This is a genomic window from Ulvibacter sp. 2210JD10-4 (assembly GCF_058148525.1).
Genome location: NZ_JBYVJZ010000008.1, coordinates 42,036 through 61,675, shown reverse-complemented (window position 1 = coordinate 61,675; position 19,640 = coordinate 42,036). Strand labels below are relative to the sequence as shown.

The window sequence follows — 19,640 nt, the reverse complement described above, 5'->3', positions numbered from 1 at the left end:
ATTATTGAATGCTAACACTATTAAAACGTGAAATAAATTCGTTCTTTGCCAGTACCATCGGGTATTTGGTAATCGCTATATTTTTGGTGATCAACGGATTGTTCCTTTGGGTTTTTAGTGGAAATTACAATATTCTGGATGCCGGTTTTGCAGACCTTTCTGCTTTTTTTGAATTAGCTCCCTGGGTATTACTGTTTCTTATTCCTGCAGTTACCATGCGCGCTTTTAGCGATGAAAAAAAGATGGGAACACTGGAATTACTATTAACCAAACCCATTTCACTTCGGAGTATTGTTTTAGGAAAATATTTTGGTGCCGTAGTGCTTATTTTTATCGCATTACTACCAACACTGTTGTATATCATAACCATTTCAGAATTGGGAAATCCCCCCGGTAACTGGGATGTTGGAAGTACTTTTGGCTCCTACCTTGGGTTACTGTTTCTGGTGCTTGCGTATACCGCTATTGGCGTGTTTGCTTCTACGCTCTCACAAAGCCAGATCGTTGCTTTTATCGCTGCTGTTTTTCTCTCTTTCTTGTTGTATTACGGCTTTGAAGGGCTCACCGGCCTTGTTTCAGATTTTCCTCTGGAGAATTTTGGGATGAAAGCTCATTTTGACAGTGTTTCACGCGGAGTTCTGGACACGCGAGACATTATTTACTTTTTAAGTATAACCGTATTTTTTATTGCGTTAACCATTTTAAAACTTCGGAAAGAATAATGGGGCGTAATAAAAAACATAGCATGCATTTTGTACTGGTCGTTGTTGGCCTTCTATTGCTAAACCTTCTGGGAAATTATGTATATAAGCGCTTTGACCTGACTCAGGATAAACGCTATACCCTTTCTGAAGCTGCCAAACAAACCGTTGCTACTGTAGATGCTCCTGTTCTGGTCGATGTATTCTTAAAAGGAAATTTTCCTCCGGAATTTAGAAGGTTGCAAGAAGAGACCGAACAGCTTTTAGAAGAATTTACAGCATATAACCCCAATATCAGGTACGAATTTTTAGATCCGTTGGAAGATGAGGAAAACCCGGAGGCTCTGCAACAACAAATGGCAAATTTTGGCCTGACTGCAGCACAGGTGGAAGTAAAAGAAGGTGGAAAAGTGAGTACCGAACTGGTCTATCCCTGGGCACTGGCCTACTACAACGAAAAGACCGTAAAAATCCCTTTGCTTAAAAATCAGTTAGGAACCACTTCAGAAGAGCGCATTAACAACTCTATTCAAAATCTGGAATACGCTTTTGCAGATGGTTTCAACAAACTGGTAAATCCGAAAAAAAGAAAAGTAGCAGTCCTAAAAGGCAATGGCGAACTGGACGACCGTTATATAGCAGATTTCTTTGCAACGCTTCGGGATTACTATTTTATTGCTCCTTTTACGTTGGATTCGGCTGCTGTCACTCCCAAAAAAACATTAGAACAACTCAAAGGTTTCGACCTGATCGTTGGAGCAAAACCTACGGAAGCTTTTTCTGATTCAGAAAAATACATTTTAGACCAATACACTATGAATGGCGGGGCTTCACTTTGGCTTATCGACGCTACCGAAATACAGCGTGATAGTATTAGTGGAAGGTCCTTTGCTTTTGGCAAAGACCTGAATTTAAATGATTTCTTCTTCAAATACGGGGTACGTATCAATCCAAATCTGGTAAAGGATGTCTACTCGGCTCCTATCGTTCTGGCCACCGGGAATGAGAATGATGCTCAATACAACAGGTATCCATGGTTTTTTAGCCCATTAAGCGCCAGCGGCAATGACCACCCCGTTGTTACCAATATTGAAGCCGTTAAGTTTGACTATGTGAGTGGGATCGATACCCTGCCAAATACGCTACGGAAAACTGTATTGTTAAGCTCCTCCCCTATTACGAAAGTAGTTGGACTACCTGCTGAAATTGATTTTGATAAAGAGATCCCCAAGAATTTAAAAACGATCAATGAAGGGCCGGACCCTTCAGAATATAGTGCCGGTGAAACACCTGTTGCCGTTTTGCTGGAAGGAGAATTTCCTTCGGTATTTACCAATAGGGTCAAACCTTTTCAGCTTTCAGAAGATAAAACAAAAAGTACCCCTACAAAAATGGTAGTGATTAGTGATGGAGATATCATTGTAAATCAATTGGACCGAAACCGTCCCCTGGAACTGGGTTTTGATAAAATGACGAATGCGATGTACGGAAACAAGGAATTTTTACTTAATACGGTTAATTTTTTATTGGATGACAGCGGACTTATAAACATTCGTACCAAGGAAATTGCGGTACCTTTTCTCGATCCTCAAAAAACAGTTGAACAGCGTACACTATGGCAGGTGGTTAACCTACTGCTTCCCTTGGGATTATTGGCGATATTCGGAATTTTCTTTCAATACTTCCGAAAGCGAAAATACGCCCGCTAAATGTTAATAAGTTAGTTTTTTCAAACGTCTCAATTGAAATATATTTGTAGTTAAGCTGTTAACCAATTCAGCAGAATCAAAAATCAATTTTTATAAAGAAGATTCAATGAAATTCATCGTATCGAGTTCGTATCTACTAAAGCAATTACAGGTACTGGGAGGTATCATCAACACTAATAACACCCTTCCTATTCTAGATAATTTTTTGTTTAATCTGGATGGAAACAGTCTGACTGTTTCTGCTTCCGATCTGGAAACTACTATTTCTTCAAAATTGGATGTGGAGAGCAGTACAAAAGGTAACGTTTGTATTCCTGCCCGTTTGTTGCTGGATACCTTAAAGACCTTTCCGGAGCAACCACTCACTTTTACCATAGAAGAGAACAATACGGTAGAGATCAGTTCCAACCACGGGAAATATGCTTTGGCGTATGCGAACGGCGAAGAATTTCCAACAGCAGTCGAATTAAAAGACCCGAGCGAGACAATATTACAAGGCGATGTTCTGGCAACTGCTATCAGTAAAACCATTTTCGCCAGTGGAAATGACGACCTTCGTCCGGTTATGAGTGGCGTGTTCTTTCAGTTTTCAACAGAAGGACTCACCTTTGTAGCGACAGATGCTCATAAGCTGGTAAAATACACTCGCGCAGATGTAAAAGCCTCACAAACGGCTGAGTTTATTATGCCTAAAAAACCTCTGAATTTACTGAAAGGCATCCTTGCAGGAAGTGAAGACGAAGTGACTATAGAATATAACGAAAGTAACGCCAAGTTTACCTTTGACGGTACCGAAATGATCTGTAGGTTGATCGACGGGAAGTATCCTAACTATGAAGCGGTGATCCCAAAAGAAAATCCAAACCGTCTCAGTATTGACAGAAACCAATTTTTGAATTCAGTACGCCGTGTGTCTATTTTCTCGAACAAGACCACGCACCAGATCCGTTTAAAGATCGCCGGAGCCGAGTTAAATATCTCTGCGGAAGATATTGATTACAGTAATAAGGCCGAAGAACGTTTAACCTGCGACTACCAGGGTGACGATATGCAAATAGGCTTTAATTCACGTTTCCTTACCGAAATGCTGAACAACCTGACGAGTGATGAAGTGTCTCTGGAAATGTCCTTACCCAACCGTGCAGGTATTCTTACTCCTGTTGACGGACTGGATGAAGGAGAAAAAGTTACCATGCTTGTAATGCCTGTGATGTTGAATAATTAGGTTGAGAGTTGGAAGTTGGAAGATGGGAGTTGGAAGATGGGAGTGTCATTCAGAGCTGTTTACTGAGCGTAGTCGAAGGGCAGCGAAGAATCTGGATAAGAGAGATTCCTCACATGAGTTGAAGTTTGAAGCCAGAAGCCAGAAGCCAGAAGTAAGAAGTAAAAAAAGCCCTTCCGCATGGCGGAGGGGCTTTTTTGTTTTGTAAGACTATACTATTTATTCTGTTTTACTGGCTTTCTTTTTCTTCTTAGCCTTTTTAGCAGCACTGGCTGTTCCATCTGCGCCTAATACTTTTCCTTTTATCTTTAAAAGCTTTGTATCTTCACTGGCATTGGAAGTAACCGTGATCGTCTTAGAAAAAGCACCAATTCTGTTGGTGTCATACTTCACGCCAATCTCTGCTGTTTCTCCAGGTAGAACCGGCCCACTTGGTTTTGTAGGTACCGTACAGCCACAACTCGCTTTTACATTGGTAATGACAATAGGAGCCTTTCCAACATTCTTAAACTTGAACGTACGTTCTCCGTTTGCATCTTGTTGGATGGTTCCGTAGTCTATTTCGGCGGCTTCAAATTGAAAAACACCTTTGTTGGTATCGGCTGTATCCTGTGCCTGTATGGTGGTAGCCAGAAACAAACAGATAACAAAGAATACATTCTTTACAAAGGAACTATTTCCTCTTAACAGTTTTGCATTTACATGGTAATTCATATTGTATTCGTTTTAATGATTAATAGAATACAAACATCAAGGTTAATTTGAAAAAACCACTAAAAAGAGGGGTTGAAAAAGGTACTAGTCCCCGTTCTAAATGTGCTTTAAGAGATAAAACGTATGGTCATAAAGTAAGTTGGAGCTTCTCCGTTGCCTGCCCGTACCGCATTTACAATAGGTATGATAAAACCTAAGAGTCCGGCGCCAATTAACGTTAGAATTCCCAAACCTAATAATAGAATAGCAGGTATACTTACAATAATATACAGTAATAAGCTTATTTGAAAATTAACAATGGATTTCCCGTGTTCGTTCATTCCTTCTACTTTGTCCTTAGTGGTAAGCCAAATGATCAAAGGAACGATAAGGCTTCCAAAGCCTATCACATATCCTAGTAATTGTGTAAGGTGTGTTATGACCAATAGACTGGTATCGGTGCGTTTTGCTGAGTGATTGATGACTTCCATACTATTTGATTTATACCTTATAAGTAGAGGTTTTTAAAAAAATGCTACAGCATTCAACACTACTTTTTATATCTTTGGGTTTCTCCCCCTGACATATAATACAATCTATGCATTGATGTAAGAAGAATTACCTTTCTTATTTAGTCTATGTATTATATGTTTTATTGTAACCATAAAAAACTTATCAGAACCTATAATCTAACCGTATGTAATAATAAATTAGTATATATAATGAGCTACTAGGCAATTTCAATGACTGACCAAACAATTAATATATTAATTAAGCAAAAAATAATTAACAATCAAAATTGGCAAAATGAAAAAACATTTACTTTTTACATTGATCATCTTAATCTTCTTAACTTCTAAAGCGCAAACAGTATTTACAACAGACTATATTTCACTTACTGTTCCTCAACATTATGATGGCGAAATATGGTATATTAGCGACAGTCTAAAGCAAGAGGTAAAAGATGTTAGAGATTTGAAAAATAACAAATCATTATTGAAATCATTTCCAAACATAGTTTCAAATGTTACTGTTTATAAAATCAATCAAGATGGAGAGCTTAAGATTGCAGGAATTGGAATTTCTGGAAAGAATGAAGTTTACCAAGTAATTTATGACTTTTCTCAAACCCAAACATTGACTTGGGAAAGCGATAAAGAATCTGAATCTGTATTAATTGGTGTCGGAGTTAGAATGATAGCTAAAGTAAAGACTAAAAAAGCAGGTATAAATCTTGCAAGTCCTTTTAGCTTAGTGGCAAATGCAAAAAAAGTAGAGGGTTCTCTTGAGGTTAGGGTTACAGGAATTAGTTCTCAAAAAATTAACGGTTTAATTCCTACAACCACTGACTTGTCACCTTCTTCTATTTCAATTGCATTACAATCTGTTGCTACAATAAAGTCGCATATATATGATGACGAAACAATAATTACTCCCCAATATTTGGCATATAACAGAAGGGATACTACTGTTAATTCTGAAAATTTAAAAGTTAAACAGAAATAACATATTACAACACCGTATAAAATTAATTGCTAGTGGTGCAGCCTACTTACGAAAATCCGTGAAGATTTTCTATTCGGTTTGTACTTGCTAAATTTAGGTGCTTAAACAACACAACTAATCTTATACACAACCGTTAGACATCATATTGAGTTATGAATAATAGATTACTTTACGATAAAATATATGCCAATAGATTGGATTTATCCCATTTAACCAATGAAATTGGTAAAATGAATAAAACTAAATTGATTGATTTATTACAGTCGTTGAGCGAAGAAGTGGTTATTGACAGATCAAAATCTGATTCCAATTTTGATCTAATCGCTAATTCTTCAATGAGTGGGTTAGATAGTCAATGTAGTGGATTGAACTGCAAGGTCAGAAGACTAAACAGCTTGATCAGAAAAGCAACCCTGTATGCCAATAAGGTTTGGGTTGTAAATCCATTAGAAAAATATGAGAAAACTAGCAACTATTCAAGCTTATCAGTTGATCAGATCAGAGAAAGCGCAATCGACGACCTTTACATTTTGAATCACTACAAACCACTTGTCGAAAATGGTTTGTTCACTTTTGCAAAAAGCCAAAATCATTTTTGCCTAAATTGCTTCAAAGCTATTTCTCAAGAAAATGAGATTAATAAAGATCTTCAGAAAAAAATTAAACTGATAAAAAAAGAGGTCAAGCAAAAACATGCAAAAGGAGCAGATTTTTTTATACGAGATGGCGATGAAAACTACAATTACAAAGTACAATTGACAAATTGTGATTTAGACATTTTTGAACACGAAAAATCTCAAATCGGATTTAAAAAATTGCCAAAAGAATATGAAAGCGCATACAACAGGAAATCTAAAAGAATCTATCAAAGAGAAATGCTTAAATCTCACGATAATGAAATATTTGCTAATAGAGTTTTGAGGAATATTATTATGCAAAATTGGTATTCTACGAATTTTGGCGCGAATTATGTCACTGATCAAGTTGTGGAAATGGAAGCAATTAAAAAGTTAAAGGAAATACACAACGAGTCAATGAGCGAAAATTACTTCTCGGGAATCCAACATGCAGTGCCTATCATAACTAATGTGAGGATAGATAAGTTAATAGAATTGAGAGAAAAGGAACCAGAAGCTTTTTTAAACTATAGAAATTCACTTGATCGGTTTCTAAATCAACATAAATCTAGTAGCTCTAAAGAAATTAATGAAGCATTTAAGGATGAAATTCAACCCAACATTGACCAACTCAATCAAACAATAAATTCTAATAAAAGTAAATTAATTAAGAATACTATTACCACACTTGTCACTGGGAGTTCGATTGTAAGTATTGCTTTATTTTCAGGATTATTGCCATTAGCTATTTCTCAGGCAGTATCTGGCTTAGCTGGGTTTCATCAGGGTTCAAAACTCATTGAAAACTTAATTAAATTACAAACGAGACAATATGAAATGAAGGACGACAAGTATTATTTTTTGTGGAAGGCTACCCATTAAAATATGATGTCTAACAACGTATATAATTTATAGCTTCATCTGAACTCGTTTCAAAGTCAATCTTAAAAAGCATATCTTAGTTACTCAGAATAGACCGAGATAGCGGCCACCACACACGCTGAATCGCTACAAACCATATACAATACCGTTGTAGTACATTTGAAAATAATGAAGCCTGAATTAAAATATATTGAATTAAAAAGTGGATTTGGCGATAATGGACCGGCGTGGATTGGAATGGCTGAATTTTCAAAATCTGGACGTACTGTCTATTTTAATGGAAAAGCTCTTAAAAACTCAAATGCACAAAGAATTACAGGAAATTACTACGATATAGAAAACAGAGATGAATATTGGGTTTCTGGAATTAAGAAAAATGGAGCTGACAGACATTCGGCTAGTGTAGGAAAAATAATGATTGACAGAAATGTTATTGACTTATATTTAAGTTTGGTCGATTTCAATGTTTTGGATAAAAGCCGATTTGAACTGACTGAAATAAAACCAACTGATAAACAGAAATTTGCGAAATTAGAAAATGAAAAACTAGAATAAAATGGTTTACAAATTTAACACGAGTGGAATTGACAAAAACAATGATACTTATATCGAGCTATCAAGAGACGAAGACTTTCTTATGGTTATTTCTGGAGACTATGATGACGAACATAGTGGAAATATACACTATTTGCATCAAGACGAAATAGATGATATGATTATTACCTTGACGAATATCAAAAACGATATTACTCAATGGAAAAAAGAAAATGCATAAAAATGTGCTACAGCTGTGGCTGTAAGTAATTGCTTGTTCTCACCGCTTCTGAAAGTTCCTGCCATCAGATCACTTTGCTTGTTTTTTATATTTTTACTATTTAGACATCTTAATTTATTCGCTTAAATCTAGAAGACTTTATAATTTGCAATATAGATCAATGGAATAAAAATAAAATTTGTCAGCTAGACCCATATTGAAAATAAACTGTTATTTTTGAGAGAACAATATCTAAATTAAGAATATGCTAGGAACGATCTTAGAAGCAATCAAAAGGTTAGAGAATAGAGAGCAACTTTCAAAAGAAGATAAAGAACTACTTGAATTCTTACATTCACAGGCTTGGGGAGAAATCAACAACGGGATAGTAAACTTAATATCATATGGTGATAGACTAGGTTGGGAGAAGATTGAAGAGAAGTTTACAGGAATGCTTAACCTTATAGATAAGGCGAAGAATAAATAGCACTTCTACTAATAATTTATTAAATCATCTGGGTTATATTTTTAACCCAAAGTTTCTACCTTTAAATATAGTCCAAGTTTCATACACAAAATTGTCATCCACAATTATGAAAAAAATTCTACTGCTATTATTATTTTCTGCTTTCTCAGTAAATGCACAACAAAATAGAACTGTAAATTTAAAGTGGAAAGTAACTGATACATTAATGTATAAAACTGTAATGAAAGAAACTGCAATTGAGCAAGATCAAAAAGAAGAGAAAACCGATACAGTTTTTGGAAAAGCATTGGATTTTTTTAAAAGTATGCAAAAAAGTATTGAGAATTTAAAATACGAAACCAAGCTTTATCCTGATAAAAAAGGAAATATTGATATAGCAATGTTTCTTAAAAGAGACAAAACAGACACGACTGATAATCTATTTATGGAAATGGCGGAAATGAATGGAAATGTAGTGCTTCGAGGAAAAGTAAGTCCCGCAGGAGAATTAATGAGTTTTTATTATAAAAGTTCTCAAAATAATCTAATTTCTATATTATTTGAGCTTCCAAACAAACCAATTAAAGTTGGTGACAAATGGAGCTTAAAAGTAGATATGATTGAAATGGACCAAAATTTTGTCGCTGATACACTATTCAAAAAAAATGAAGTTCGATTAGATAAAATTATTGAGAAAGATGGTGATCAAATTGCAGTAATTAAGTATGATATTGAAGAATTTGTGTCAGGATATTTTAGAGACGGACTAATAATAATGACTACAGAAAAAGGCAATAAAGAAATTTTTATGAAAGTGACTCATCAAGCAACTGGATATTTTTCAATTAACAAAGGAATGTGGATTGAATATGACGGAAATATGGAAATTAAAACTAATTTTTCTATGTTGGGCTTTGGTGGTAATAAACGGACAGAATTCAAACTAATTCTTCAAAAATGACTATAGATAAAAAGTACACAATTAATTGTAGTTTAATTAAATATGTCTTTTAATTTAGTAGATATCAACATATATAGTACTAGTCCGTTTTATATGTACTGTAAATCATTTTGGATTTTATAACAATACTTCACCTTTACATATCTATTCCTTTTTACAACAAAGTTATACTTACCTTAGGCTTTGTATTTTTTTAAATAAAAAATGCAGAAAAATGCAATAGATCGAAAAAACTTCGTCTTTCTAATCGAAGGCCCTTTGTAAAAGGTTTTTAAATGAACCCGGAATCAGATAACACTAAAAAGCTTAAGGATTTTTTTGGAAGAGAATACCAATCTCTCAAGGTATATGTAAATACCAAAATTGCTGATACCACAAATCGTGATGCAGAAGATATTATCCAGGATGTTGCCTTAAAATTATTTGCAGGAGCAGAAAGGTACGCCCCTATAAACAATGTAGCCGGTTTTGTATACCGGTCCATAAAGAACAAGATCATTGACCTTATGAGAACTTCGAAACCGGCAGATTCGGTAGATATTGACAGTAATTTACTGGAGATAGCAGAAGTATTGCAACTGCCGGCAGAGAAGTATGCTTCGGACACAATGATATCCATATTAAAAAACTGTATAGAACAGCTAAAGCCACCCTATAGAGATATTATCATAGCAGTGGATTTTGAAGGGTATACATACAAAGAGATCTCACAAGAAATAGGGATTCCCGAAGGAACACTCATGTCAAGAAGGCATCGGGCCATTGGAATATTATATAAAAAAATAGAAGTAGAATTTAACAAACATAAAATCAATATATCATGACAAATTTTTTCACCCATAAATTCAGAAAAAAATCACCCTTAGAGATTGCCGGAATAATCATTTTTGGGGCAATTGCCATCACCGGATTAGCCATACTATTTGGCTTTGTGATCATGTGGCTATGGAATTGGTTGATGCCGGAAATTTTCGGATTGACAACCCTTACGTTCTGGCAAGCCGTTGGCCTCATTATTTTTGCCAAACTTATCTTTGGTGGCTTTGGCGGCGGAAGCAGTAGCAAAAAATCATCCAAAAGATCAGGTGATAAATGCAAAAAGGATTCGAAAACAGATTTTTCGAAGTGGAAATACTATGATAAATTCTGGAAAGAGGAAGGAGATGCCTATTATAAGCAATATGTTGAGCGGCAGTCGGGCCAAGCACAGGAAGATATTTCAGAATCTGAATAACATCACATTTCATCATGGAACTCCTATTATTTCGTACAGATATTAAATCGAAGAAAAAAGTGAAGTCCTTAAAACCAATGTTCAACAGCCATTCGGATATTTTAAATTGGTCTGTAGACTTTGAAGATATTGACAATGTCCTTAGGATTGAAGCCACAACAAATCTATCGGAAAAAGAAATTATAGATTTGGTTAGCGTACAGGGTTTTTATATTAAAACACTAATGGATTAAAATATAGTTATTGCTTATACTGACATAGGGTTGTCACTCATCGTATCTACTTTTGTATTGAACCAATACAAGCGAAAACATGAAACACGAATGGAGAAAAAAAGAAAAGGAAATTTACCTCCCAAAAAACAAACCGGAACTTATAGATGTTCCGGCACACAAATACCTAACTATTGAAGGAGAAGGAAACCCCAATAGTGAAAGCTTCGCCGAATACGTTGCCGTCCTTTATGCTTTGTCCTACGGCATAAAAATGAGTCCCAGAAAGGGCATTGAAACTAAGGGTTTTTATGACTATACAGTGTATCCACTCGAAGGAGTGTGGGACATCAACGAGGAGGCAAAAAAGAATTTTAAGGGTACTATAAACAAAGATGACCTGGTCTTTAAGTTAATGATACGGCAACCCGTTTTTGTAGATACAGACCTGGTAGACAAGATCCGTTTGATCACAAAAGAAAAGAAGCCTCATACATTGTTGGATAGTGTTTTATTTGAAGAAATTGAAGATGGAAAGTGTGTCCAAATGTTACATTTGGGAAGTTATGACAATGAACCCAAAAGTTTTAAGATCATGGAAGGTTTTGCTTCGGAATCAGGACTCAGGCGGCTATCGAAAAGTCACAGGGAAATATACTTGTCTGATTTTAGAAAAGTCACCCCGGAAAAACTCAAAACGGTATTGCGATTTCAGGTAGAGGATTTGAAAGTATAAAGTATGAACTGCCTTCATGGGAATTGTGTATTTTTGCACGCAACAGTACACAATGATCTATAACGATACCATAGTAGCATTAGCAACACCTACAGGAGCGGGTGCAATCGCCGTTATCCGACTTTCGGGAGATGATGCCATAACTATTGCATCCGGGATGTTTGTATCGGTTTCGGGAAAGAAACTGGCAAAGCAGAAAACACATACGGTCCATTTAGGACATATTAAAGATGAAGAGCGTGTGATCGATGAAGTATTAGCGACTATTTTCAAAAATCCCAATAGTTATACCGGTGAAGATGTAGTAGAGTTTTCCTGCCACGGAAGTCATTATATCCAACAGGAAATAATACAGTTGGCACTTCGGAAAGGGTGCCGTATGGCAACTCCCGGTGAGTTTACCCTACGTGCTTTTCTAAACGGAAAAATGGATCTGAGTCAGGCGGAAGCCGTCGCAGATCTCATCGCTAGTGATTCTGAAGCATCACACCAATTGGCCATTCAGCAGATGCGTGGTGGTTTTTCCAACGAAATAAAAAGACTTCGGGAAGAATTATTGAATTTTGCTTCCCTTATTGAATTGGAACTCGATTTTGCTGAAGAGGATGTGGAATTTGCGGATCGGGCTGCATTTCAGGAACTAATTTCAAAGATCACTCAGGTATTAAAACGCCTTATCGATTCTTTCGCCACCGGAAATGTCCTCAAAAACGGAATTCCCGTTGCAATTGTAGGTGAACCCAATGTTGGGAAATCTACTTTGCTGAATGCACTTTTAAATGAAGATCGTGCCATAGTAAGTGATATCGCCGGAACAACAAGGGATACCATTGAAGATGAGATAAGCATAGGCGGTATTGGCTTCCGTTTTATTGACACTGCAGGAATCCGGGAGACCGTTGATGAGATTGAAGGTTTGGGCATACAAAAGACCTTTCAGAAAATGGAACAGGCGCAGGTGGTTATCTTTTTAATAGATAGTGTTCAGTTGGCAGTTGGCAGTGAAGCTATAGATGCTATAAAAATTGAAATTGAAAAATTAAAGAACAAGTTTCCGCAGAAACAATTGATCGTTATTGCAAATAAAGTGGATCAACTTACTAAGCCCCAGATCTCACAGCTCAAATCTTATATCTCACAGTTACATTTACTTTCAGCAAAAACAGGTGAAGGCGTTGAAGACCTTAAGACTACCCTACTCGACTTTGTAAATACCGGAGCCTTGCGTAATAATGAGACTATCGTGACCAATTCACGCCATTATGATGCATTGCTAAAAGCCCAGGAAGAAATCCAAAAGGTACAGGAAGGCATCGATAGCGGTTTAAGCGGCGACCTGCTGGCCATTGACATACGGCAGGCACTGTATCACTTTGGAGAGATCACGGGTGAGATCACCAATGATGACCTGCTGGGCAATATCTTTGCGAATTTTTGTATTGGGAAGTAATAACACATAAGCAACAATTACCTAAACTATTTTTTATTCCAACGGTCCATATTCAGCTATAGCAGCAGTTCCTACATCTTCTGCTTGTTCAATTAATTCCAGATCAGCTTGATAAGTTCCCTCAACTGTTGGATCTCCTGCTTGTATAGCTTGGACCAGCCCCCGATGCTGATCTCGAATCTGGAATAATCCTTGCCGCCACGGAGCAAGAATATGTGGAGGAGGTGGAACATTACCATGTTGTGCCCGATAAGCAGTAATAGAATTAGCAAGAGTTTCTGCTGCGTATTTTGATATTTCAGTCATAGCTTGTTCTTTCTTTTTACGAATAAACTGCCGATACATTAACCGACTAAATTGTGCATTATTATTTGCTACAGAATGTGATACAGGAACAGCAGCATGAAGTCTATTTGTAAGATCAGTAGTACACTCTCCTGCGCCACGTTGAGACCTTGCATGATCTGCATCAATTCCGTCACAAGGTGCCCGTTCTGTATACATAGATAAAACTCTGAGTTGACCTACGTCGCCAGGGGCAGCATTAAAATTTACTCCAAGAGCTTGTGCTTGTGCAATAAGATGTTCTTCCGCATGGCGTTCTCCATGTACACTATTACCATGAAGTGTTATAACACCCGCATTGAAGTTAGCATGAGCTTCCTGAGCGTGTCCTGCAGGTACTCCAATCTTTATTAGCCCCCTATTTTGGCTTCCCGGATCAAAATTATCGTCCCTAGAGCGTGTTCTATAAACTTCATCATTATCCCCTCCATGCAATGAAACGCCCTGATAACGTTGTATAACCGATGGACGAATACTGCTATTCACCATCTCATGAACTTTTATCAGTTGTTTAACCTGAAGACTATTATTTACTGTAGTTTGCAATCTTCTTTGTACAATAGATTCAGGCCGGTTATCTAAAAACTGAAAAACAGACTCATCATTGCTTTGCTTTTGTGATGGACTATTTACAACCGGGTGGGCATTATTCTTTTGAGTTTTCTCTGCACGTACATTCACAGTTACTAATTTATTTTCCTTGTCAAATACCTATATATGACTATTTAGGCAAATGTTCTATCATAAGAGATTTAAAAGAGTTTTTTAAAGATAAAAGAATATCTAAATCCTGTAAATAGGTATTTATACGTATTTCATCGGAAATTCGATCTTATTTGTACCTTAACGACATTAAACTCTTTTTAACTACCCAACTCCTCTTTAAAACTTAAATGATAAGCTAAATGAAAAATAAGAACTTCTAATTCTTTATAAACTTTTTGATAAAGGTTTGTCCTTCTATAGAGATTTGTGCAAAGTAAATTCCGTTACTTAATTGAGATACATCAATTAGAGTATTTTGGGTTTCATTAATAAGGCTTACCTGCAGGGAATATATACTTGTATGTGGAAGTAAGAAGCAGCTCTAAAATGATTACCCCCTTCCAAAACTCTTTTTTGAAAAGGGGTAAATAAAATAAAAGATTAGTTGATTATAACTTTAACAATATCTTAGTTCTCTTCACTTCTCCATCAACAATTACTTTTAAAAAGTAAAGTCCAAAATTTAACTGAGACAGATCATAATTAAAAAGATTTTGTCCCTGATTCAATTGTTCCTGAGACTCAAATACATTGTTTCCGTGAAAATCATACACGATCAGATTTGCTGTAGTTTCCTTATTGGATCTTAATTGTACATTCAGATTCTCGCTGAAAGGATTTGGGTTTACCCTTAAACGGGTAATAAATACCTCATTTGAATTTTCACAGGACCCCAAAGTATCTCCATGATTCAAATGGTGTTGCACTGCCCAAGCCGGAATACAGATCGTATGTCCGTTATGGCAAATTTCCACTTTGGGCCAGTTTGGGTTGTTTCCACAGCTAACATCAATGACTTCAACTTCAATATTAGCCGTAGAAGTACATCCGTTTGCATCTGTCACTGTAACCGTATAGATAGTTGTTTCTTCCGGGCAAACCTCTAAAGAAGTGGTAACATCCCCGGTACTCCATTCATAAGTATAAGGCCCGGTACCCCCTATTACACCAATCACTTCAAGTGTAGTACAAGATGCTGGTTCATAGCCCATATATACCGTTGTATTTTCTGAAGTCATCATCTCTATTGAGTCTGGCTCTTCAATTAAGAATAGCTCTACAAATTCAGCACCAAGGCCATCTGTTACTGTTACTGAATATTCTCCAGCTACGAGCCCGGTTGCAGTGGCAGTTGTTTGACCATCATTCCATTCATAAGTATAGGGTGATATCCCTCCTGAAACTGATATTGTAGCCGTGCCATCCGTTCCTCCATTACAGCTAACATTTGTAGACCAAGTGTCAAGTAGTTCAAATTGCTTTAATTGGAATCGTGCAGATACCGGAAAATGATCTGAAGTAGTATTGGTATACTGGCTATCATAAAACTCATAATGCACTCGAACAGATTGATCTATATAATTATCATTTAATTCATCTGTAACCGATATATGATCTATCATGTTCTCTCTGAATACAAATGATCTGAATCCACCATCACTCAAAGCTCTTGAAACAATATTGTAATTGATGGTGTCATCTGTATATTCCTCATAGGTAGTTATTGTGGTTACAACATCTGCAACCGTTTCATCTACATCATCATTAAAATCTCCCAATAAAATAAGGTTTACACTCGGGTAATTAGCATCCAGAGTGTCTTTTAAAACTTCAACATCATATTTGCGCATGTCATATCGGTTTTGAGCCTGGCTACTACCATTTGCTCTGGCATGCAGTGCCACTACATTGTACTGCTCTGTTTCTCCGCCAACCGTAATATCTGCAGTCATTAAAAAAGGCAGTCGTCCACTGGCATAAAAACGATCTGTAGTACTTGGGTAGCCTACTAATGCTGAATCATCACCTCCGTTATACAATGGATGAATAGATTCTAATAATATTTTGGTACTGACCGGGCTTACGGTAGCTGTATTGTAGATAAATCCTATTTTTTGTTTCACCCCCGGGTCATTAGGCCTTGAAACTGCTGTAGAAAGCACATAATCATAGCCAGGTAGTTCGTTTACCATTTGTTCAAACAAAACATCATCGGCAATCTCCTGAACAGTATAAATATCTGCATCCAGTTCAAGGATCACAGATTTTACAGCTTCTTTTTGAATAGTATCTGACATAGGGTCACCAGCCGCAGGTGAATTTGATTCATCACCGAACCATTCTATATTCCATGTAACAATATCTAAAGTTTTCTCATTTGGCACATCAATAGGAAGGGTTGGAGGAACATAAGGTCCGGCACAGGACATATCTGATTCCATTCTGGGTAATAATTGATAGTTGTCAAAAAACCTTCCTACAACTCCTATAATCTCATCACAGGACTCCGGTTGCCCTAATCCTACTATTTCCTCAACATCGTTATCTATTCGTAGTTCTCCCGTTCCACTTAAGTCACTTAATATATAGTTTGAGTTCCCAAAAAGGATATCTCCCGGAATAGGAAACGCAGGATCTGCAATACGTACCAATTCGGCCGGATGGTTGGCCAATTCTGCCAATGTAATTGTTAGCGGTTCAATGGCCTCATTTGGTAATCCGTTATTTTCTACTAAAGTTACCGAGCTAATCTGTACCTGATCATTAAAAACACTTCTGGTTCCGGTAACTGTGATAGAATCTCCTATTATAAAATTACCATCACCATGAACCAATTCATCGAAAATGGCAACCCCTGCAGTACTATCCTGAATATATGCAGAACCGGAAAACTGATCTGAAACTGTTAACACTCCACTGATCGTTACCAATTCACCTACTGTAGTATTTCTGGCTTCTAAAATAGAAATAGGGTCCGGTGGAGGAATGATAGCTCCATTTTCTGTACCGGGTGTCGGAGCTGCCTGTGTATAGGTAGCTGTGTTTCTGGCTCCTCCCGAACCATTAGGAATACGTTGTGAAGAATCTCCATCCTTATTGCCTAATTCTCCTTCATTTATCTGAGCTTGTCCTGCATTCAATAACACCAACAATCCTGCATCATCTGCATCGTTAGTATCATATACAAGTGCATCGATAAGACCGGCCGTAGTAACTGCCGTACCGGAAGGGAAATCTGTGGCATTCCCGGTATATAAAGCCACCGCATCAGCCCCGTTTTGTAATCCATTGCTGGAAATTATCAACCCGACATTAGGAACATCTACATTTCCAATCACAAAATATCCTTCGGCATTAGTTGTAAATCCATCTAAGTCAAGGGCATTATAGCTTGTATCACCATTTCCATTGTACAAGACCAAAACAAATCCCGATAATGAAGTGTTTCCAACTCCTCCATCAAATAATTCAACAAATTCCATCGTATCAGTTCCGGCTGTATCGGCATCAACTTCGTTTATGATCAATGTAACAGGGTCTGTAGCATTTGTATTAGACGCCCCGGGAGTAGGAATTGCCTGTACATAGGTAGATGTATTTCCAGGGCCTCCTGATCCATTTGCAAATCGCTGTAACGAATGTGTATCCTTATCTCCATTCCCACCTTCATTTATCTGTGCTTCACCGGGGTTTAACAGAACCAGTAGCTCTACATCATCACTATCATTGGTATCATAGACCAAAGCATCTATAAGATTGGTGGTTGTAACAGCTGAACCATTTGGAAAATCGGTGGCATTACCTGTGTATAGTCCTACAGCATCTGCTCCGTTTTGTAAGCCATTACTTGGAATTACAATTGAAACATTAGGAACTGCCACATTTCCTATTACAAAATAGCCTTCGGTATTGGTGGTTTGTCCATCCAGATCGTAAGCGGCATAACTCAGGTTATTGGAACCATTATAGAATACCAGTACCAATCCGTCTAACGAAGCATTACCTACACCTCCATCATATAATTCGACAAACTCCATCGTATCGGTTCCGGCAGTATCCGCATCCAGTTCATTAATAAGAAAGTCCGGAGTAACTACCGGCTCTCCGTTTTCTGCTCCAGGTGTTGGTGCAAGTTGTGCATAAGTTGAAGTATTTCCAGCACCTCCTGACCCATTTGGAATACGCTGAGAAGAATGGCCATCTTTATCTCCGGCTCCTCCTTCATTTACTTGCGCCTGTCCCGCATTCAAAAGGACTAATAATTCAGCATCGTCACTGTCATTGGTATCATATACCAAAGCATCTAAAAGGTTAGCTGTTGTAACAGCGGAGCCATTAGGAAAATCGGTAGCATTACCTGTGTATAGTCCTACAGCATCTGCTCCGTTTTGTAAGCCATTACTTGGAATTACAATTGAAACGTTAGGAACTGCCGCATTTCCTATTACAAAATAGCCTTCGGCATTGGTGGTTTGTCCATCCAGATCGTAAGCGGCATAGCTCAGGTCATTGGAACCGTTATAGAATACCAGTACCAGTCCGTCCAAAGCTGAATTTCCCACACCTCCATCATATAACTCTACAAATTCCATGGTATCGGTTCCGGCAGTATCTGCATCCAGTTCATTTATTATGAAAGTAGCTAAACAGGAGGCTTCAGTTGATGTAGCATCATCAATGATTTCAGTATTATTCGTTTTTAATTCTTTACTATCATTCATCGGGGCACTAAAACCTTGTATGAAGAATAGAAGAAATAGTGTTGGCAGGAATAGTTTTTTAGTTAGGTAAGAGTATTTCATATGTTAGTTATTTAAATGGTTTATCTAGTATAAAATTATCAGGTTCATGACAAAATCTGAATATTCAAATCGTTAAGAATATATTATTAAATTATATTCTTAATTGAAATGATCTATCTATTATTCTTGTAAGATCATAATGAAATGATCTATCGCGGGGAAATTATATATGCGAATTCTATGTGTGAGGTAACTCTTTAAAATTAATAATAATATTTCTTACTTCAAAGCTCTACGTTGTAAAACATATTTAAAATTGAACTTCTATAGAAAATAATTAAGGGGGTTTTCCCCTTAAGAATACAGTCATTTACCTAGTTATCCAGCTTTAGTAATTACATATCTTTAATCTTAGATAATTCAAATTTTAGAAATCATGTCTTACTTTAAAAATGCTTTTCTTTTACTCACTTTAATTTTTATCTGTAGTAGTTGCAGTACAACATTTGTGGTTACTGATGATTCCATTCAATTTCCTGAAATTCCGCTATGTGCAGATGTAGAGTTCAGTTTAATAATCAAACAAGGAGGCGCTAAAAATAATATAAATAGAATTCGCCCGGATGGAAATAAAATAAAGTTTTCTAAAAATGATTCAGATTTATCAGAAGTCGACTTCTCAAAACCTATTGATGAAATTGTTCTTATTGTTACAACAATACCTTCTGATTCGGAATGTCCTTTGACTGCTGGTGACGAGTACACTCACCCTAGCTTTGACCCTTCTGAAAAAGAAGTCCCAAGTGGATCAATTTTAGAAACCAAATACTCGCTTTCCTGGTCAGATTTTGATAAGAATTGAAC

General features: G+C 36.8%; 20 protein-coding genes. 15 read left to right on the top strand and 5 right to left on the bottom strand.

Translation table 11 applies throughout. The annotated features are described in order from the left end of the window. The first annotated feature begins 8 nt into the window (after nt 1-8). The 3 genes from gldF (at nt 9) to dnaN (ending at nt 3,635) form a co-directional block, all read left to right on the top strand. Nucleotides 9-722, top strand: a complete 714-nt coding sequence (gene gldF, locus ACY2RT_RS15055) for a gliding motility-associated ABC transporter permease subunit GldF (RefSeq protein WP_490156754.1) — start codon at nt 9-11, stop codon at nt 720-722. A gap of 23 nt (nt 723-745) precedes the next feature. Next, a complete protein-coding gene (gldG, locus tag ACY2RT_RS15050) occupies nt 746-2,410 on the top strand; it encodes a gliding motility-associated ABC transporter substrate-binding protein GldG (protein WP_490156753.1) in 1,665 nt (554 codons plus the stop codon). A gap of 106 nt (nt 2,411-2,516) precedes the next feature. Beyond that, entirely contained in the window at nt 2,517-3,635 is a 1,119-nt protein-coding gene (gene dnaN, locus ACY2RT_RS15045) for a DNA polymerase III subunit beta (RefSeq protein WP_490156752.1), read from the top strand. Nucleotides 3,636-3,851: 216 nt separating this feature from the next. Here dnaN and ACY2RT_RS15040 read toward each other — a convergent pair whose 3' ends face one another. Both ACY2RT_RS15040 and ACY2RT_RS15035 read right to left on the bottom strand, forming a co-directional pair. Next, complete coding sequence (locus tag ACY2RT_RS15040; protein ID WP_490156751.1) at nt 3,852-4,346, bottom strand: DUF1573 domain-containing protein; 495 nt, start codon at nt 4,344-4,346, stop codon at nt 3,852-3,854. A gap of 107 nt (nt 4,347-4,453) precedes the next feature. After that, on the bottom strand, nt 4,454-4,816 hold the full coding sequence (locus ACY2RT_RS15035) for a DUF4870 domain-containing protein (protein ID WP_490156750.1): 363 nt from the start codon (nt 4,814-4,816) through the stop codon (nt 4,454-4,456). Nucleotides 4,817-5,132: 316 nt separating this feature from the next. On the opposite strand from ACY2RT_RS15035, the gene ACY2RT_RS15030 reads away from it, so the two are divergent. The 11 genes from ACY2RT_RS15030 (at nt 5,133) to mnmE (ending at nt 13,143) form a co-directional block, all read left to right on the top strand. Further along, nucleotides 5,133-5,831, top strand: a complete 699-nt coding sequence (locus ACY2RT_RS15030; protein WP_490156749.1) for a hypothetical protein — start codon at nt 5,133-5,135, stop codon at nt 5,829-5,831. Nucleotides 5,832-6,061: 230 nt separating this feature from the next. After that, a complete protein-coding gene (locus ACY2RT_RS15025; RefSeq protein ID WP_490156748.1) occupies nt 6,062-7,330 on the top strand; it encodes a hypothetical protein in 1,269 nt (422 codons plus the stop codon). Nucleotides 7,331-7,498: 168 nt separating this feature from the next. Then, the gene (locus tag ACY2RT_RS15020) at nt 7,499-7,885 is read left to right on the top strand and encodes a hypothetical protein (protein ID WP_490156747.1); all 387 of its coding nucleotides are present in this window, start codon (nt 7,499-7,501) and stop codon (nt 7,883-7,885) included. A 1-nt stretch (nt 7,886) separates the two neighbouring features. After that, nucleotides 7,887-8,105, top strand: a complete 219-nt coding sequence (locus ACY2RT_RS15015) for a hypothetical protein (RefSeq protein WP_490156746.1) — start codon at nt 7,887-7,889, stop codon at nt 8,103-8,105. Between the two features lie 244 nt (nt 8,106-8,349). Beyond that, the gene (locus tag ACY2RT_RS15010) at nt 8,350-8,571 is read left to right on the top strand and encodes a hypothetical protein (RefSeq protein WP_490156745.1); all 222 of its coding nucleotides are present in this window, start codon (nt 8,350-8,352) and stop codon (nt 8,569-8,571) included. Between the two features lie 106 nt (nt 8,572-8,677). Next, nucleotides 8,678-9,511 carry a hypothetical protein gene (locus ACY2RT_RS15005; RefSeq protein ID WP_490156744.1) on the top strand — a complete coding sequence of 278 codons (834 nt, stop codon included), beginning with the start codon at nt 8,678-8,680 and terminating at the stop codon, nt 9,509-9,511. A 275-nt stretch (nt 9,512-9,786) separates the two neighbouring features. Further along, nucleotides 9,787-10,335 carry an RNA polymerase sigma factor gene (locus tag ACY2RT_RS15000; RefSeq protein ID WP_490156743.1) on the top strand — a complete coding sequence of 183 codons (549 nt, stop codon included), beginning with the start codon at nt 9,787-9,789 and terminating at the stop codon, nt 10,333-10,335. Then, entirely contained in the window at nt 10,332-10,745 is a 414-nt protein-coding gene (locus tag ACY2RT_RS14995) for a hypothetical protein (RefSeq protein WP_490156742.1), read from the top strand. Before ACY2RT_RS15000 ends, ACY2RT_RS14995 begins: the two co-directional genes overlap by 4 nt. Nucleotides 10,746-10,759: 14 nt before the next feature. Continuing rightward, complete coding sequence (locus ACY2RT_RS14990) at nt 10,760-10,978, top strand: hypothetical protein (RefSeq protein WP_490156741.1); 219 nt, start codon at nt 10,760-10,762, stop codon at nt 10,976-10,978. Between the two features lie 79 nt (nt 10,979-11,057). Next, entirely contained in the window at nt 11,058-11,693 is a 636-nt protein-coding gene (locus ACY2RT_RS14985; RefSeq protein ID WP_490156740.1) for a GyrI-like domain-containing protein, read from the top strand. Between the two features lie 52 nt (nt 11,694-11,745). Next, nucleotides 11,746-13,143, top strand: a complete 1,398-nt coding sequence (gene mnmE, locus ACY2RT_RS14980; protein ID WP_490156770.1) for a tRNA uridine-5-carboxymethylaminomethyl(34) synthesis GTPase MnmE — start codon at nt 11,746-11,748, stop codon at nt 13,141-13,143. Between the two features lie 33 nt (nt 13,144-13,176). Here mnmE and ACY2RT_RS14975 read toward each other — a convergent pair whose 3' ends face one another. The 3 genes from ACY2RT_RS14975 to ACY2RT_RS14965 all read right to left on the bottom strand — a co-directional run bounded on the left by ACY2RT_RS14975 (nt 13,177) and on the right by ACY2RT_RS14965 (nt 18,836). Further along, nucleotides 13,177-14,169, bottom strand: coding sequence for a hypothetical protein (locus ACY2RT_RS14975; RefSeq protein ID WP_490156739.1), 993 nt, complete (start codon nt 14,167-14,169; stop codon nt 13,177-13,179). Between the two features lie 241 nt (nt 14,170-14,410). Next, on the bottom strand, nt 14,411-14,539 hold the full coding sequence (locus tag ACY2RT_RS14970) for a T9SS type A sorting domain-containing protein (RefSeq protein WP_490156769.1): 129 nt from the start codon (nt 14,537-14,539) through the stop codon (nt 14,411-14,413). 103 nt (nt 14,540-14,642) lie between these two features. Next, nucleotides 14,643-18,836: a T9SS type A sorting domain-containing protein gene (locus ACY2RT_RS14965; protein ID WP_490156738.1), complete on the bottom strand. Its 4,194-nt coding sequence runs from the start codon at nt 18,834-18,836 to the stop codon at nt 14,643-14,645. Between the two features lie 376 nt (nt 18,837-19,212). On the opposite strand from ACY2RT_RS14965, the gene ACY2RT_RS14960 reads away from it, so the two are divergent. Continuing rightward, nucleotides 19,213-19,638, top strand: a complete 426-nt coding sequence (locus tag ACY2RT_RS14960) for a hypothetical protein (protein WP_490156737.1) — start codon at nt 19,213-19,215, stop codon at nt 19,636-19,638. Nucleotides 19,639-19,640 lie beyond the last annotated feature (2 nt).

Coding starts and splice junctions, on each gene's coding strand:
- ACY2RT_RS15040 (WP_490156751.1), bottom strand. CDS start 4,346: ATGAATTACCATGTAAATGCAAAACTGTTAAGAGGAAATAGTTCCTTT.
- ACY2RT_RS15035 (WP_490156750.1), bottom strand. CDS start 4,816: ATGGAAGTCATCAATCACTCAGCAAAACGCACCGATACCAGTCTATTG.
- ACY2RT_RS15010 (WP_490156745.1), top strand. CDS start 8,350: ATGCTAGGAACGATCTTAGAAGCAATCAAAAGGTTAGAGAATAGAGAG.
- ACY2RT_RS14965 (WP_490156738.1), bottom strand. CDS start 18,836: ATGAAATACTCTTACCTAACTAAAAAACTATTCCTGCCAACACTATTT.
- ACY2RT_RS14995 (WP_490156742.1), top strand. CDS start 10,332: ATGACAAATTTTTTCACCCATAAATTCAGAAAAAAATCACCCTTAGAG.
- ACY2RT_RS15030 (WP_490156749.1), top strand. CDS start 5,133: ATGAAAAAACATTTACTTTTTACATTGATCATCTTAATCTTCTTAACT.
- ACY2RT_RS15000 (WP_490156743.1), top strand. CDS start 9,787: ATGAACCCGGAATCAGATAACACTAAAAAGCTTAAGGATTTTTTTGGA.
- ACY2RT_RS15025 (WP_490156748.1), top strand. CDS start 6,062: ATGAATAAAACTAAATTGATTGATTTATTACAGTCGTTGAGCGAAGAA.
- ACY2RT_RS15005 (WP_490156744.1), top strand. CDS start 8,678: ATGAAAAAAATTCTACTGCTATTATTATTTTCTGCTTTCTCAGTAAAT.
- ACY2RT_RS14990 (WP_490156741.1), top strand. CDS start 10,760: ATGGAACTCCTATTATTTCGTACAGATATTAAATCGAAGAAAAAAGTG.
- mnmE (WP_490156770.1), top strand. CDS start 11,746: ATGATCTATAACGATACCATAGTAGCATTAGCAACACCTACAGGAGCG.
- ACY2RT_RS15020 (WP_490156747.1), top strand. CDS start 7,499: ATGAAGCCTGAATTAAAATATATTGAATTAAAAAGTGGATTTGGCGAT.
- gldF (WP_490156754.1), top strand. CDS start 9: ATGCTAACACTATTAAAACGTGAAATAAATTCGTTCTTTGCCAGTACC.
- ACY2RT_RS14985 (WP_490156740.1), top strand. CDS start 11,058: ATGAAACACGAATGGAGAAAAAAAGAAAAGGAAATTTACCTCCCAAAA.
- ACY2RT_RS15015 (WP_490156746.1), top strand. CDS start 7,887: ATGGTTTACAAATTTAACACGAGTGGAATTGACAAAAACAATGATACT.
- gldG (WP_490156753.1), top strand. CDS start 746: ATGCATTTTGTACTGGTCGTTGTTGGCCTTCTATTGCTAAACCTTCTG.
- dnaN (WP_490156752.1), top strand. CDS start 2,517: ATGAAATTCATCGTATCGAGTTCGTATCTACTAAAGCAATTACAGGTA.
- ACY2RT_RS14960 (WP_490156737.1), top strand. CDS start 19,213: ATGTCTTACTTTAAAAATGCTTTTCTTTTACTCACTTTAATTTTTATC.